Genomic DNA, 14,337 nt, shown 5'->3' with positions numbered 1-14,337 from the left:
TAACACATATTAAAATCTACATGGTAGTACGTAAGCGATCACGTTAAGAACGCAATTTTCATATATTCTCGGCATGTTGATCACAGACAAAGGGAGCGCGAGAGTAGATGAAGCCGTTAGTGCGAAACGGTTTTTTATTCGCTACCGTAGTGCGCTCAGGGAGCGCCCATAAAGCTACGTGAAGGCTGGAAAGGGTTTCAGTTACTCTCAAGGTCAGTTGACCATACTGAATCTGTGAATCTGGGGAGGTTGGCTTTAAAAGCAGCAATCCTTTAAAGAGTGCGTAATAGCTCACCCAACCATGAAACAAGAAGGTTTATCTTAGGATGAACCGATAATATATCGGGGTCTGGCAACAGTCCCCGATTTTTTGTTTAAAAGAAAGGCGATTTAATAAACCCGTAGCTTACCACACCGTTACGAGCTCCATTTTTGTGGCATTATAGGTATATCAAATTTTGCAGGAGTTAAAAATGATTAAGCCTATAGAAGTAGACCGTAACGCCGAAGGTTGCTGGACTCACCCTGAAATTCCAAATTTCGGAGAAAATGTTGCCCCACATGTTTTAAATGCTTGGGCACTAGCAAACAATTTTAGCCTGACCATTCTTGAAATATATGACGACCCCGATGTTTCTGAAGATTACGTAGAAGAACTATCAGACCTAAATAAACCTTACAAAGGGTTTTCTAAGTGGTTCCCCAAACTTCCTACCGAAAACTCATTCTTTCTTTCATTTCATGAGTCAGAAGATGGCCCAGTAGCTTGGATTGCCACCCCACTCACTGACATTTAAAGTCTACTGGAAGCCCATGCTTGCTCAAAAGAGCCTTTAAGAGCTCTCGCTCTTCATCTTCGTTATCTTGTTTTTTAACTGCGTCCTGAAGGTCGTTCAACCAAGACTTCATGTCGAAGTGTTCGATCTCAGAGTTGCTTACATCAATAATAGTAAGAACGTCTAAAGGCTCTACAAAACCTAGATTGATGTCTTCTAGGTCGCCATCTGAGGCAACGTACTGCTTCGCCTGCTCCAAGGCGAAATCCTTTATATTCAACTCGGACAGAACCATTTGAAATTGTTGACCACAGGCAATTGTGTAGTCACACCCAACTTCCTTGGACTTCATTAATACGAGATACTTGTTCACTGACTAATCCTTAGGAGAAAATATTTGGTCATAATACCACAACATTTACTCAAGTTCAGATGATCTACCTTAGAATCTACACTTTCATGTATACGGAGTAGATATTAAATTATTCACTGTGTATAACGAAGTTCGAGTAGTCAAACTCACCTTACCCTCTCTTTTTTTTATTCCTACAATTTTTTTCTTTTAAATACAGTAATTTATAATTTTCTTTCTGCTTACGCAAAAACTTGGCACGAAGCTGGCTATGTGTATAGATAAAATTACTAGGAATAATAAAATGAAGAATTCAATCTCTACTCAAACCTGCTCACACAACCACTCAAGCGAAGATTTTCTTAATGACCCAATCTATGGCTCGATCGCACATCGACTACACCTTATCTCAGAGGTGCGTCCTTTGTTTGTTACTAATGCCGTAATTTCTCGAACAGAGCTAATTGAGTTGCTTCCAACCGAGCTAAAGCAAACCTACAACTGCACAAAATGCGCGAACTTTTTTCGAAAATTCGGTTCACTTGCATACATGGACGACAATGGGGATCTGATTTCAGCTCTCTGGAGTTTAGACGAAAGTATACCTACTACGAATCCCCACCTAAAAGTGGCCTTAGGTGAATTTGCACATCGAGTGCAAAAATCAAAAATCATTCGCGCTTTCTCGCCGTCGATGCTAAACGCCAACGGATCTAATTTACTAGAGGGTAATACTGCGGGTTACGATGATCGTAAGTTCAAACACTTCCATGGTCGCATCTCTGATGACTACAGAGCTCGTACATATCTTGAAGAGTACAACGAGGTCAAAGAGTCACTGCTTCGTCTCAAAAAGCGTTATGGACTCAAAAGAGCTTACGACTACGTGAACGAAATTTCTATATTCTCTGAACCACATAAGGGTATTAGCAAATCTCACAAATCTCGCATTATGGCACTTAAAAACATCCTTTCCGTTGTGAGAGATTTAAGTGGTCGAATCGAAGTTATCGTACCAACTCTTTACAACATTTGTCATGAGAACGAAACGTTACGCAATGCATTATTCTCATTGCATCATCTAGGAGGTTCATTCTTGGGTGCCGCAATTGATGAGTTAGATAAAGGGTGGTCTGTCGAAAAAGCTCTACGTGAAATCGTTTCTAGGACAGCAGTCGAAAATTATAAATCAAAGGATATTTCAAACGTATCCATGAGTCAGCTATCCGTGGCAATGAAGGAGTTTGAGCAAGAAGGCTTAATGAGCGCCCTTGTAAGAAGAATGGCGAGACCTGATGACTTGCCTACGTATTGGAAAAAATCTGTAGCTCTCGATACAAAGGAACAAAAATCCCAAAATCCTTTTGAAATTGCGATGAAAGCCGTTAATGGTCACAAATTCGGAGAACAGAAGCCAACCGTAAATACGGTTAAGGACATGACTGTCAAAACATTCTTAAGAGAAGTTTTGCCAAATGCTCTTGCTTGTCAGATTAAGCTTGGAAACTACGCTTCTTTGTTTCGCCTTAATGTACCAACAACAACTTCACGTCCAATTTTTGTCTGGGATAACGAGAATGAGCGCCGCGAGTACTGCACGTGCGTAAGTAACACTGATGAACGTGTTTCGAAATATGGACTAAATAACTCATGGAATGATGTAGTTAAAATTAGCCCTACTCCATGGACTAGTGAAGATTGTACGCACTCTAACGTATCAAACCTTGATCCATCAATGTTGTTTATTCTACAAGGTGAGTACAATGGTGGGAGTGAGCAAAATGTCTCATCATACGGGACAGCTTTAAAACAAAGTCTGTTCAAGCATAGGGCAGCTATCGATTCAGCGTTGGCTAACACACGAATCGAGCCTGTTACAGATCCTGCAATTGGCATCTCTTTTAGCCTAAACACGAACAAGGAAATTCTTGTTCGCGTAGAAGACAAGGAAGCAATAAGAACGTACAGACTTCTAGGAATCGAATAGATACAAGAAGTGTGATGTGAGCAAGCATCTCTTGCTCACATCACTGGATAGCTTAGATGTCGCCCGAAATTTATCTTCTCGGCATTGACCCCATAAGCCTTGCACATTCCGTACTCCCGTTCCGAAGACCGTCAGACAAAGCCCTATTAATGTCAGAAGAATCAAAACCAAGCCGATTCAGAGCAATCAATGGCAACAAAGATTCTATATTTTCCGCAAAAAAATCGGTCATGTCTTGAGCTCCTTTAACATAGCCTCTTAAGAAATCTTCATTTTCATTTTGAGCTGGAATAAATTCACCTTCCACTGGGCTTTGAGGAACTACAGGGAAATTAGTCATTTTTTTTTACCTTTGCTAAGTGCAGCATCACAATGACGCCGCTTGAGGTTTTTAATCTAGCAAAAGAGATTTAGACTTATCACACATGTGTTTTTTTAAGTATTGATATTGACATAAATCTTGAGACTGTGTTAGGCGCATTGACTATCAGCTATGGGAGTGATAGAAATGCAACCTGTCACACAAAAGAGCTTACGAAGAATGAAAAATTATAAAGAAGAGTTATTTAAAGCATTAGAAACCGCAGTCTTTTATAACATTACCTCCCATTTATACAGAGACCAGTTTGAGGCTTACGGTGCTTTAGAGAACTACTTATCTAAATTCAGTAATGATTCAAGAATGTCTTTACTGGAATCTATCAGTATCCATCTCAGAGAAAACGATACTGCAAATAGGAGTGCAATTAGAATTCCTAATGAATACTGCGATGATATTGAAACATTAAAAGGTCTGATTAATGATGTAATAGCTTTAAACCACGTTCAATGGAATATAAGCCTTTTCACGAACGGGGCATTAAAAGCATCGTCTGACGAAAAACTATTTAAAGACTTCGAAAAAGCCGTAGAGCTAACGAATAACTTTACAGAGTTTACTTGTAATAAATTATCTAGCTTAATTGATGAATATAAGATTCTAGTAATCAATCGCGATCAAAAACTACTTAATTGTGAAAGGGTATCAGTAAAACCGTGTGAATACACCAAAGGAAACGGTTTAGAGACTTACATATCTTCGATTGATTTATATTATGATGATAAAAACACATCATTTGAACAAGCTCTTATTTTTGCAAAAGATATTTTGCTTGAAACTGATTTAATTGAGAACCTCAATAAGCCATACAAGGATAAAGATTTCAATCGACTCTTTAAACTTTTCATAGGCGAAGTGTATCTAAACCTGCCAGATAAAGTGTCAAAGGAAAAGTACTTTAATAAGATATTTGATGAACACCAATTATTATTTGAAGACATTGATTTAACAGATCTACGCTCGTTCACCAATGCTGTTAAGCGCTCACAAAACTACCGAGACACAATAAAAGAACATTTTGACAAATCAGAAGACCCATACGCAGAGCGAGAAATGGATGCTTTCAAGCGTGATATTAACACTCCAAGCAAAAATAAATTGCTAGAAAAATTACCCGACTCAGATCTTTTTGATATGATTGCAACTAATTCTATAGCATATTACTCATATTTAGTTTCAAATAAAGAATTCTTTAATAAACTAGAAACATTATACAACAAAGCTGTGAATCGTTATTTAGCAATGAAAGAGGAAGATGATTCATCGATCAATATGATATCGGTATCGCTAAACTATGCTGCTTCATCAAATAGAAATACCATCAAAAACACATACAATCAGGAGTTCATTGATTTTTATTTCGAATTTGAAAAGGAAATAGAAGAGTTAAAAAGTATTTTACCAAGTTCATCACTTTGGGGTTATCATTTTGGAATAGATTTCATCCCATCAATAGAAGATACGATAAATTTATTATTTCATTCTTTTAATAACATTGAGTCTATAAGTAACACCAAAGAAATAAAACTTTTGAATGTAAATCTAGATGATAGAGAGTCTATTTATAATAAATATATGATGATGGGAAGAATCATTCGTTCAAACCCTGAAAGTATTTCAGCGGGTTATGGATTAGGGAACCCAGCAAAAATAATTCCATCGGGTGGTAAAATTCAAACCACAAAAGATCTTGCTAAGTACGTCGAACATGCATTGTCTCTATATAGAAAAACAGCATTAACAGATTACCTAAATAACAAATCTATTCACACAAAAGTCAAAGATTATCAAGATACCCTCTTCGGACTATACCAGATAATTAACAATCTATCTGAGACCAAAGCGCTAAACCAGCTATGCTCTATAACGGGAATTGACCTCCCTGATAGCCGAATCAAAAGAGGCAAGAAGCTAGCAAAGAATCATATCTAGCTCATTAAAAGAAAAATGAGATCATCGTGGAGTGGCATCCACGGTGGTCAGCATGTAAAATTACCACCTTATTTTCCTTTTTAACTATTTCCGCTATGAACAAATTAATCTTAAATAGACTAGCCACTCAGGGCTTATCGGGACTCTCAGTCGTTGACGAAGAAGAAGTAAACTTGGTCAGAAAAAACGTACTTCCGTACATTGTTGATGAAAATGGTTTACCTCGAATCGTTGACCATGTAGACCTTTTGTCACGCTTTTCGTTACGCGATGTAAAAATATGTATGCAAATAAGTGGAATTTATGTTCTACCGACTATCGAGTTGATGGAGGATTTAAGGAAACTAATTCCAGATCTTACCAAAACTATAGAAATTGGTTCTGGTAATGGGATTATTGCAAAAGAATTAGGTATAAAGGCCACTGACAACTATATGCAACACCCTGATTTTAGGGTTGAAAAGCACAATAAAGTCTTAATGGAAGAGCTTCAAAACTCCGGAAACCAACTCGTAAGATACGGTAGCAATGTTCTAAGGGTTGATGGGAACGAAGCTGTAAAACGATTTAAGCCAAAAACGGCTCTGGCGTGTTTTGTAACGCATAAGTATTCAAAATCAAAACCTGAAAAAGGCGGAAATTTCAAAGGTGTCGATTTTGAAAAGCTTGTGCGAAAAGTTAACAGACTTGTATTTGTTGGCAACGACGAGACCCATAAACACCACACCTTGCTTGAAATGCCAATGCTAACCATACGAAGTGATGGATTAATCACCCGAAGTGATGACCAGAGTAAAAATGGAATCTTCATTTTTGATAAGGTACTTTTCGAGACCGATATGTCAGGTGAGAACTTAAGCTTTGATGAAATCATAAATAGATTAAATCTTCAGCATATAAAGAGCTAAGTTGCGAAATGGAAGGTTTCTATGTGAAGAAAAGTCCTAGCCACTAGCTCCATTTGCTATTAACTTTTCTCCACATAGATGCCGATGTTTTACCTTGCTTGGTGCTTTTTCTAACTTGTTAATATTGAATCTAAAACCAATTTAACCCACTTCTAGTTCAAGAAATAGGCACCGCTATTCTTCCCAATGATACCAAACCGAAATCCCCCACAAAGTGGCGAATTCATACCGCAAGGCAAAATGTTCAATTTGTAGTCAAAAACTGTTTTATTTTGTTTATTTGAGATCCTTTCTCAACGTATCAAAAGTACCATTATGTACAGTTAAGCCAAATTAGAACGCTTTTTGAACACTCCCTGCCTTTTCTATAACAACCGTTTCCCAGAAAACACCCCCTCGCCCTAGCCGATCTTCGGCGCTAGTGGACACCTTTGCAATCAACCCAACCTCAGAACAAAGCTCTTCAAGTTCTTCAACCGATAAATCGTAAGACACTCTACCGTCATCAAATCCTCCATGACGTAGAGAGACAATCAACAACCCTCCTTCGGTCAGTAACTCACTAATGACTTTCAGTGAACATCGTCTCTCACTTTTGTTCAGATGCATCCAAACAGCTGACAATACAACGAAGTTATACCCACCAGCTGACTTTGGCACGCCATTCAAGTCCGGAAGGGAGCTACATACCCAATCAACATCAAGACCCTCAGTGTTCAAGCAACCATGCTCCAACATCTCTTTTACGGGCTCTACAGCTGTAACTTTACAACCAGCCGAGGCATACCATGCTGCATCTCTACCAGTACCAGCGCCTACATCAAGTACATGAATAACTTTGTTTTCGTTGGTTGCCTTAGGCCAATATTCCATCCACTGGCTGTGCACGTTTTCAAAAGTTACTGAATTGTATTGTTGGTTTAATTTTTCCGAGTTCTCTGAGTAGTACTTAAAGTTTGGATTCATCTGTGGTTTCCTATGCTTGACGCACTTAAACCACACGATCTAAGACACTACCGCTCACCCAGATCGCATGATTTAGGCGTAAAAAAAGCGTTCCCTGTGGAAACGCTAATTAGTTTGGTAGTGGCTTATTTAGCCCACTGCATTTTGTAGATCTGAGAGTCAAAGAACTCAAAAGAATCTTTGCCTGAAGGGACTTTATCTTGAAGGTCTTCTTTAACCTCAGCGCGGTCATACGCATCCATGTAACCGCAGTCATCATCGAACGATTCAATAATCATGTTGACCGACTCTTCAGAATAAAGAGCAAGTTCCCCACTCTCGTCTCTCTTGAACTTGTAAGGGCAATCTTCTTCCCCAGATAGAGAATTCACTATGCTTTCTAGCACTGGTAGGTTTGGGTCATTCATATCTATGAAACGGTGCCAACGCTCACCTTCATGATCGTTCCACTCTGTAAACCTAACGTACTTGCGGACTACTTTTTGAGCTGCCATCGCCAAAATCTCCTTAAAAACTATTTAATGAACAATTTCTTTACGTTCATCAATAAAGACAATTTGTGGCATTATAGCTAAAGATCAATTTTGTCGGCAACCAATTATCGAATAGCTCTCCATCTTAATTTCATGGGCGATTATTGCTTCCTGAGTTAGCCCAACCTTATTTCTCACCAATGGTTCTAACTTCTCATGCTCAATACAGCCTTCAATGCCCTTAAGGTACTTTTGCTGCTTTTCGTAGAGAGATTCGCGCCCATATTTCAGTAGTTCTAAATCCGACACCTCTGGAAGAAAGATGGCATCACACTTCATACTTTTCGCGAGCGAAATACCCGCAAAATCATAATCAAACCAACCGTAAATAAAGTCGACCCCTAACACATCACGTATATCACTCGAAACAACAGCCCCCATACTATCCCCACGGTAGAGAATTAGAGGGTCGTCCAAATCAAACTCAACATTTGCAGATGCGATGAATGCCTCGAAGTTTTCAACAACCACGACTGAGCTATGCTCAATTGAAGTTAATTCCGTCATCGGAAGTGTCATGTAGCCCCCAGAGAAAAGCTTAAACTCTTCACCGTTTACTTTTATCACACCGCTTTGAGACGATAGTGAGATTAACTTGTTGCGAACAGGCTTTGTGCAAAGCTTTTCGTTCGAGACGATCTTGGCTGTCTCGATTCTACTTTTAGGCATAGGGTCTCGATAGATATCAAACCCTAAAGAACGCTTTAAAAGCCCTCTCACTTTAATTCTGTCATCTCTACTCAGGTGAATATAGCCACCTTTCACAAACCCAACACCAAACTCTTCATTAAGATATTTGGCTATTCCACTGCGTCGGGTCGATGTGTAGTCCTTTGCTATTGACAATTTCAGAGAAAACAGCCAGTTAAGATCTTTGTTGGTTAACTTTTCTGAATCTATCACTCTACATACTCAATAATCACATCTTCTATATGTGTGTTCCCGTACGACTCTGTGAAACCATCAGGTTTGTAGGTGCGTTCACCAACCCCTTCACAGATAAAGGTCTCTTTATTTTCGGAAGTCATAGCTCCATAAAAGCTCATTACACCGAATAACCAAACATCCAAATCACATTGTAGTGGCATGTCTGAATTCAAAGACTCGATAGAGTTGTAGTAGTCGACAGCTGACATACTGGACTCAGTTTCAAAGACCTTAGTGAACAAGTTATCACAGTGACTTTCAATCTCCTCAAGTTCAACCTCACGTTCATCTACTTCTTCTGAAAACTCCAAGGCTTCAGAAATCTTCAACTCCTTAACCTCTCGTTCTGAATTTGAAGAGGTTAGCATCGCCTCAGTAATTGAAGTCAGGTCATCATCTTGATCGCAGTCATCTATGTCTGGACAAGAAGCTAATTCGAGCCCTTCTGCTACATGGAATTTCTGTAATAAAGCTTGCTCTTCAAGGTCTTTTTCATCTGGGAAGTAAGAGTCTAAGTCCACAACCCATTCGTGCTCTTGATCTAAGAACTTATCGAACGACGAGATCAAATCTCGGTCTTTTTCACGCTCTCGATATTTGAGCATGAGAGCTCGAAGTCGCTCCATTGTAACTTCTAAGTCTGCCTGACAGCGCCTAATGGCAGTATAAAGCTCCCCGCAAAGCAACGAGTTAATCTCTGTGCAATCACTAGCAAACTCAGCTAGCAATCTAAAGGAGAATGACTTAAGACCTTTTACGAGCCGCTCCGCTTGTAAAACAGCCTTTTCATTTTCAAGCCGTTTTTGATGCAAGGTTTTGCCGTAACCAAAGTCATCTTCAACACGCGCCCTTAGTCGACGACATGACTCGGTCAAGTCCATGATTAATTCGTATACTACAGCTTCAAGCAGATCAAAGGTGTCGTCCTGTAGCTTCTTATTCGACCCCTTAAGTTTCAACTCAAGGTATCGGTCACACAACTCACTAATCTCAGGAATTCGTTCAGCGTGTTGAGTGTTTAAATACTGAGATGCTTCAGTCTCTAAAAAATAATTGAAAAAGCCTTCTAGCTTTGGATGCACGCGGTAGCCACGTGCTGTTCGAATAAGCGCTCGACCCTCACATAGCTTTGCAATGCGGCCAGCATTGTTGAAGTCCTCAGTAACTGTACCTTCGACGTACGCCTTGACTAAAACATCCTTGCCTGAGTCTAAAAGTTTAAGAAGGTGCTCGACGCCACCGTGTTTACTAAATCCACTCAAACTCCCAACTCCTGCTGGGCATCTTTCTGCTCAGCCATCTGCTCTACAATGTTTTCGCGATTATCAATGTACTCTATTAGTTCATACATAAAGTCCATTTTACCTGTAACCGTGAACTCTCCACGCTCCTTATTTGATAAAGCAACAAGGCTGTTTCTCTTCAAGAATTCAAAGACCTGCTCTACCTTTTCCTGCGTAGTCTCTAAGTGTTTTCTTTGTTTTACTTTTGGCAGTCGACACACCTTATCGAGACGACCTTGTAGCGATTGACTAGAGTTGATCTGCGTTATTACTTTTTCTTGAGTAAGAATTGCACCTGAACCCAACACTGAATCCGCCTGTTGAGCTTCAGAAACGAGCGCAATGAACCCTACAACAGGTCTAATCAACTCATGGCAATCTTGTAGCGTTCTACGCAAAGTTGCCTTGTTAGACCCGTTCACGCTCTTGTAAGCTGCATAATACGCACCACCACGGCTTGTTTGTTTAAGCACGCGATTAAGATCACTTAGAGTTGATGCAATCTTAATTCGATTCTTTTCATCGTTGAGGGCAACATAACCCTCACGATCTGAATGTGGGCAGATAAACTTTTGGCTTAAAAGTGACTCTGTTACTCGTGCAGTAATCATTTGCTTTCCTCATGTTCCTTAGCTAAACGCTTCTTTTCCTTCGCAAGCTCAAGTTTTGAAGGGTTTTTCTTGTTTGTAATCACACCTTTTGGCGTAATGTGGTACAAGTGCTTAAACAAGCTCATAGTTTGCCCTTTCGGATCAGGTAGAGCTGCAACAATCTTAAAGTTGTTTGCCTCAAGTAGCTTCATGAGCACAATTTGGTTTTCGGCTGTTAGCTTGCCAATCTCATCTGTAGGAAAGGTGATTGACAAATAACTTGAACCACGCTGATTTGACAGCATCGAAACATAGAGCAGTGATTGAATCAGAAGGTTGGTGCCATTACTTGACAGAATCTTCATGTCATTGTCTGTGACTGCAACCTTTCTCTTGCCATTCTCAACGACTTCAAACTTAATATCGAAGAGTTCCGCTGGCTTTTTGAGTTTATCTTCAGTGATGTGAGTTGCTACTAGTTTTAGTGCAGAGAAGAACTCTTTCGAAGGTAATGTATTAGCGCCGCTTCTGTCCCACTCAGCAAAGATTGCAGCGAAATCGTTTATATCACCCCACCCACTGATTTTGCTAAGTGTGCTAGCAACGTTTATGTCAATACTTTCAACCATTGTGAAATTGTTAATTTGACGCACCTGCTCTGAGATCTTGCGACCTAGCCCTTTAATCTCCTTGTCAAAGTCCAACAAAGCATCTTTGAAGTTAACGAGCATACTGCCCATATTTGTGGCACTAGCAATTGTCATTGCAGTAATTTGAGGAATGATGTTTGTAATTATCTCATCTAGAACCTGAATGTGCTCACCATCTGAGTTGCCACTTCTTTGCGAGGACGTATCTCTCCAAAGAGCAAGTAGTTCACCCTCACCTAGACTTCGAGTAACTTCTTCAAGTTCACGCACATCCTTTGAGCGCACCACCTTTCTGTCAGCGTAATCTTTTAGTGAAGACTCCGCTTGATTCAACAAGGTCAGTAAATCACCTTGGTATCCGATACTTTCAGATGCAGGCTTGCTGTGTAACTCTTGGTTGTTTGCAATACGAGCAGTTAAGAAAGAGATCTTTTCTAAATGGTCAGTCAAACGAGCCTTCTCAGACTCAAGTTGTTTAGTCTGTTGCTTCTTGGTGCTCTCAATCTTTTCTCTTTCATGCTTTAGCTTGGAGATAGCACTCGTTAATTGACTCAGTTGTGAGTTCAGATCGGCCTTTTCCTTGCGACGCGAAGGCTGAAGTGTGTGGTACTCCTTTAGCCATTCACGATAGCGAAGAATCTCTTTCTCTTTTTCTTGAATCTTATCAATATCAACTTTTAACTCAGAGATAAGAGACTCATACTTTGCGTAGACCTCACGTGAAACACCTTGCTCACTAAGTCTTTGCTCCTTTTCCAACTTCAATGCAGTAAGGGTCTGGTCAAAACAACTTGTCAGTTCAAGCTTTTGCGTATCAAGGGCGTTAATCTTAGCTTCCGTAGCGGTAGATAGATTCATCTTGTCTTCAAGAGCTGCGCTCTCGATATTGGAAACAGACTCATCATGACTAGTAGTTAGTGCTAACTTCTCTTGAGCAAGAGATGATAAGCGACTTGATACTGATTTAACCTCAGTCTCCAGAGATTTCTTCGCATTTTCTCTTTCACGAGAAATTGCTACGACTTTGTTTTCGAAGTTATCTTTAGCTTGATTTAGACGAGCAGAAATAATTTCAATTTCACCCTCAAGAGTTGAAATCTCACGCTCAAGACTTGGGATTAGTGAGTTTAGCTTTTCAATCTTTGAGCTTAACTGACCCTTTTGTTCATTCAATGAGTCGAGCTGTGCAATAAGCTCTAAAAGCTTCTCATTGTCACTATCATTGGTCACTGAACACTCAGGAAGAGACGTTACATCAAGCTTTAACCCGTAAATGAGGTCACCACCTGCCATTTCAAGTTCAGGCGAAAGCTTATCACTCATGAGGATTGATTCTGGAAGTAGTTTACCTAATGGAGATGAACGCCATTCTGGCATCATTTCCTCTAAAAACGAATAAAGCGTCCCAGTTTTAGGATCTAATCTGAGTTGAACTTTACCAAGTTCATTTAGAGTTGCTTCTATCGTCGAGCTTAAAGATGCAACCTTATCAAGCTCGTTATTGCGTTCAGTTCGAGCCCTAAAAAGTTCGTTCTCTTTTTCCTTGTGCTCTAGTCTTTGACTAGATAATGCATCTTGCTCACGTGCAATTGTTCGCTCAAGTTCTGAGCGCTCTTTGAGCATTTTCTCTGGAGCGTTAACGGTCAAAAGTTGTTGATTCAAAACAGCTAGAGTTTTTGAGTCTTCACTTTCGCGCTCTACAATCTCACCAAACGCTGAGCGGAATCCGCTATCTAGTGTCAATTTCTTTGAACGCAAGGTTTCATTAACTTCATTAATGCCCGTTTGCTCACTAAGCTTTAAGCTAGCGATCTGATTTTGAATCCCTTGTAGTTGCTCATTGTAGTTTGCTTGGGCAACCGAAACGTCCTTATCGTACTGAGACTCCACATTGCTAACTTTTTTCTGTAAATCAGAGTGTCTAGCCTCATTTAGCTCAAGTTGCTTTCGTTTTTCAGGCAAGAAATCAAGTTGAACACTTAACTCATGCATCCCTTCATCTTCATAACTCAGCAACTTCTCTTCAGCGTTATCGATCGCATAGCTTACAACACGAACCTTTTCCAAAGCAGTCGCATGTTCCGAATCATGAACTAGTAGTTGAGAGGCGATCGTCTCAAGTTTATCTGCACTTAAAGATGCGAGTTCTTTAATTTCAGATTGGATTGACTTAAGTTGTTCACTTTTCAGCTTCTCCTCTTCACCAAAAATATGAAGAGTCTGGCAAAGTGTTTCTGCAATCTCTTGAATCATCTGGTTATTCTGAACAGCCTTTGAGAACATATCTCTCTTATCCAAGAAATTACCAAGACCACGGTAGTCGTTGCACCAACGTTCAACTTGAGAAGCCTCTAGACCAAATCTTAAATCTGCGTCCTCACGATCTAAAATCTCAATAAACAGGCTTTTTGCGTCAGACATGCTAAAGGAGCCTTGAATTAGAGCAGCAGTGATTTTCTCAATGTGTTTGATATCGTTGCGACCGCTACACAAAGAATACGCAAGAAACTCACTTTCAAATGACGAAGGGTTCACGTGCTGGATGATTGAACGGTACTTTTTGACGCTCGTAACAGCACGCTCAAACTTAACGTTTGAATCCTGTAGGACAGCAGTAAGCTGAGAGCTTGGTATAGCTCGTGCCTTGCCAGAGAGGTCATGTTTGATAAAGATACTGCTATCGAACGAGCCTTTGATGAAGCGGTAAACCAGTTGGCCGCTAGTAGGATGGCGATGAAGTACTACATGATTGATTTCACCACGAGCTGAAGCAAACTCAAAACCAATGTAACTATCAGCACGCGGTAAGTAAAAGTCATTAAAGCTCTGATTGACATTAGTCTTTCGACTTACAAGTCGTCCCTCTGCGCCATAGAAAATTGGTATCAGACGAAGAAGAGTAGTTTTGCCGATGCCGTTTACACCAGTTATTTGAGTAGCGGCATCAACCTCTAATTCTGAGAGTAGCGCTTTCTTAATATAAGAATTGATGGCGAATATTTTTCGCAGACCTGCATGGAACATGACATTTTTCTCTTTAGCAATAATGCCACA

Annotated in this window: 12 protein-coding genes; 4 read left to right on the top strand and 8 right to left on the bottom strand. The window is 39.9% G+C overall.

Annotated elements, in window-relative coordinates; genetic code table 11:
* Positions 1–473 precede the first annotated feature (473 nt).
* Positions 474–797 (top strand): hypothetical protein, encoded by a 324-nt coding sequence (locus KJB35_RS01295; protein WP_285469052.1) that lies wholly within the window; start codon positions 474–476, stop codon positions 795–797.
* Here KJB35_RS01295 and KJB35_RS01290 read toward each other — a convergent pair.
* A complete protein-coding gene (locus tag KJB35_RS01290) occupies positions 784–1,149 on the bottom strand; it encodes a hypothetical protein (protein ID WP_285469051.1) in 366 nt (121 codons plus the stop codon). The two genes, KJB35_RS01295 and KJB35_RS01290, sit on opposite strands and share 14 nt — an antisense overlap.
* A gap of 283 nt (positions 1,150–1,432) precedes the next feature.
* Between KJB35_RS01290 and KJB35_RS01285 the strand changes: the two genes are divergently transcribed.
* Positions 1,433–3,115 (top strand): hypothetical protein, encoded by a 1,683-nt coding sequence (locus KJB35_RS01285; RefSeq protein WP_285469050.1) that lies wholly within the window; start codon positions 1,433–1,435, stop codon positions 3,113–3,115.
* A 70-nt stretch (positions 3,116–3,185) separates the two neighbouring features.
* Here KJB35_RS01285 and KJB35_RS01280 read toward each other — a convergent pair whose 3' ends face one another.
* On the bottom strand, positions 3,186–3,455 hold the full coding sequence (locus KJB35_RS01280) for a hypothetical protein (RefSeq protein ID WP_285469049.1): 270 nt from the start codon (positions 3,453–3,455) through the stop codon (positions 3,186–3,188).
* 168 nt (positions 3,456–3,623) lie between these two features.
* On the opposite strand from KJB35_RS01280, the gene KJB35_RS01275 reads away from it, so the two are divergent.
* Both KJB35_RS01275 and KJB35_RS01270 read left to right on the top strand, forming a co-directional pair.
* Positions 3,624–5,426 (top strand): hypothetical protein, encoded by a 1,803-nt coding sequence (locus KJB35_RS01275; RefSeq protein WP_285469048.1) that lies wholly within the window; start codon positions 3,624–3,626, stop codon positions 5,424–5,426.
* Between the two features lie 26 nt (positions 5,427–5,452).
* Complete coding sequence (locus tag KJB35_RS01270; protein ID WP_285469047.1) at positions 5,453–6,334, top strand: hypothetical protein; 882 nt, start codon at positions 5,453–5,455, stop codon at positions 6,332–6,334.
* A gap of 333 nt (positions 6,335–6,667) precedes the next feature.
* Here KJB35_RS01270 and KJB35_RS01265 read toward each other — a convergent pair whose 3' ends face one another.
* From KJB35_RS01265 to KJB35_RS01240, 6 genes are all read right to left on the bottom strand, one after another.
* The gene (locus tag KJB35_RS01265; protein ID WP_285469046.1) at positions 6,668–7,300 is read right to left on the bottom strand and encodes a bifunctional 2-polyprenyl-6-hydroxyphenol methylase/3-demethylubiquinol 3-O-methyltransferase UbiG; all 633 of its coding nucleotides are present in this window, start codon (positions 7,298–7,300) and stop codon (positions 6,668–6,670) included.
* Positions 7,301–7,425: 125 nt separating this feature from the next.
* Complete coding sequence (locus KJB35_RS01260) at positions 7,426–7,794, bottom strand: hypothetical protein (protein ID WP_285469045.1); 369 nt, start codon at positions 7,792–7,794, stop codon at positions 7,426–7,428.
* Between the two features lie 84 nt (positions 7,795–7,878).
* Positions 7,879–8,736, bottom strand: coding sequence for a hypothetical protein (locus KJB35_RS01255; protein ID WP_285469044.1), 858 nt, complete (start codon positions 8,734–8,736; stop codon positions 7,879–7,881).
* A complete protein-coding gene (locus KJB35_RS01250; protein WP_285469043.1) occupies positions 8,733–10,022 on the bottom strand; it encodes a hypothetical protein in 1,290 nt (429 codons plus the stop codon). The genes KJB35_RS01255 and KJB35_RS01250 overlap by 4 nt, the downstream gene beginning before the upstream one ends.
* Entirely contained in the window at positions 10,019–10,654 is a 636-nt protein-coding gene (locus tag KJB35_RS01245) for a hypothetical protein (RefSeq protein ID WP_285469042.1), read from the bottom strand. Before KJB35_RS01245 ends, KJB35_RS01250 begins: the two co-directional genes overlap by 4 nt.
* Complete coding sequence (locus tag KJB35_RS01240) at positions 10,651–14,307, bottom strand: ATP-binding protein (protein ID WP_285469041.1); 3,657 nt, start codon at positions 14,305–14,307, stop codon at positions 10,651–10,653. Before KJB35_RS01240 ends, KJB35_RS01245 begins: the two co-directional genes overlap by 4 nt.
* Positions 14,308–14,337: the final 30 nt, after the last annotated feature.

It is taken from the genome of Vibrio sp. D431a, assembly GCF_030248655.1.
Lineage (GTDB): Bacteria > Pseudomonadota > Gammaproteobacteria > Enterobacterales > Vibrionaceae > Vibrio > Vibrio alginolyticus.
Note: the sequence above shows the minus strand (reverse complement) of the source record. Positions and strands in the feature narration are given on the sequence as shown.

What these genes read in the sequence shown, in the direction of transcription:
- KJB35_RS01295 (WP_285469052.1), top strand. Translation starts at nt 474, where the DNA reads ATGATTAAGCCTATAGAAGTAGACCGTAACGCCGAAGGTTGCTGGACT.
- KJB35_RS01285 (WP_285469050.1), top strand. Translation starts at nt 1,433, where the DNA reads ATGAAGAATTCAATCTCTACTCAAACCTGCTCACACAACCACTCAAGC.
- KJB35_RS01280 (WP_285469049.1), bottom strand. Translation starts at nt 3,455, where the DNA reads ATGACTAATTTCCCTGTAGTTCCTCAAAGCCCAGTGGAAGGTGAATTT.
- KJB35_RS01275 (WP_285469048.1), top strand. Translation starts at nt 3,624, where the DNA reads ATGCAACCTGTCACACAAAAGAGCTTACGAAGAATGAAAAATTATAAA.
- KJB35_RS01265 (WP_285469046.1), bottom strand. Translation starts at nt 7,300, where the DNA reads ATGAATCCAAACTTTAAGTACTACTCAGAGAACTCGGAAAAATTAAAC.
- KJB35_RS01260 (WP_285469045.1), bottom strand. Translation starts at nt 7,794, where the DNA reads ATGGCAGCTCAAAAAGTAGTCCGCAAGTACGTTAGGTTTACAGAGTGG.
- KJB35_RS01245 (WP_285469042.1), bottom strand. Translation starts at nt 10,654, where the DNA reads ATGATTACTGCACGAGTAACAGAGTCACTTTTAAGCCAAAAGTTTATC.
- KJB35_RS01240 (WP_285469041.1), bottom strand. Translation starts at nt 14,307, where the DNA reads ATGTTCCATGCAGGTCTGCGAAAAATATTCGCCATCAATTCTTATATT.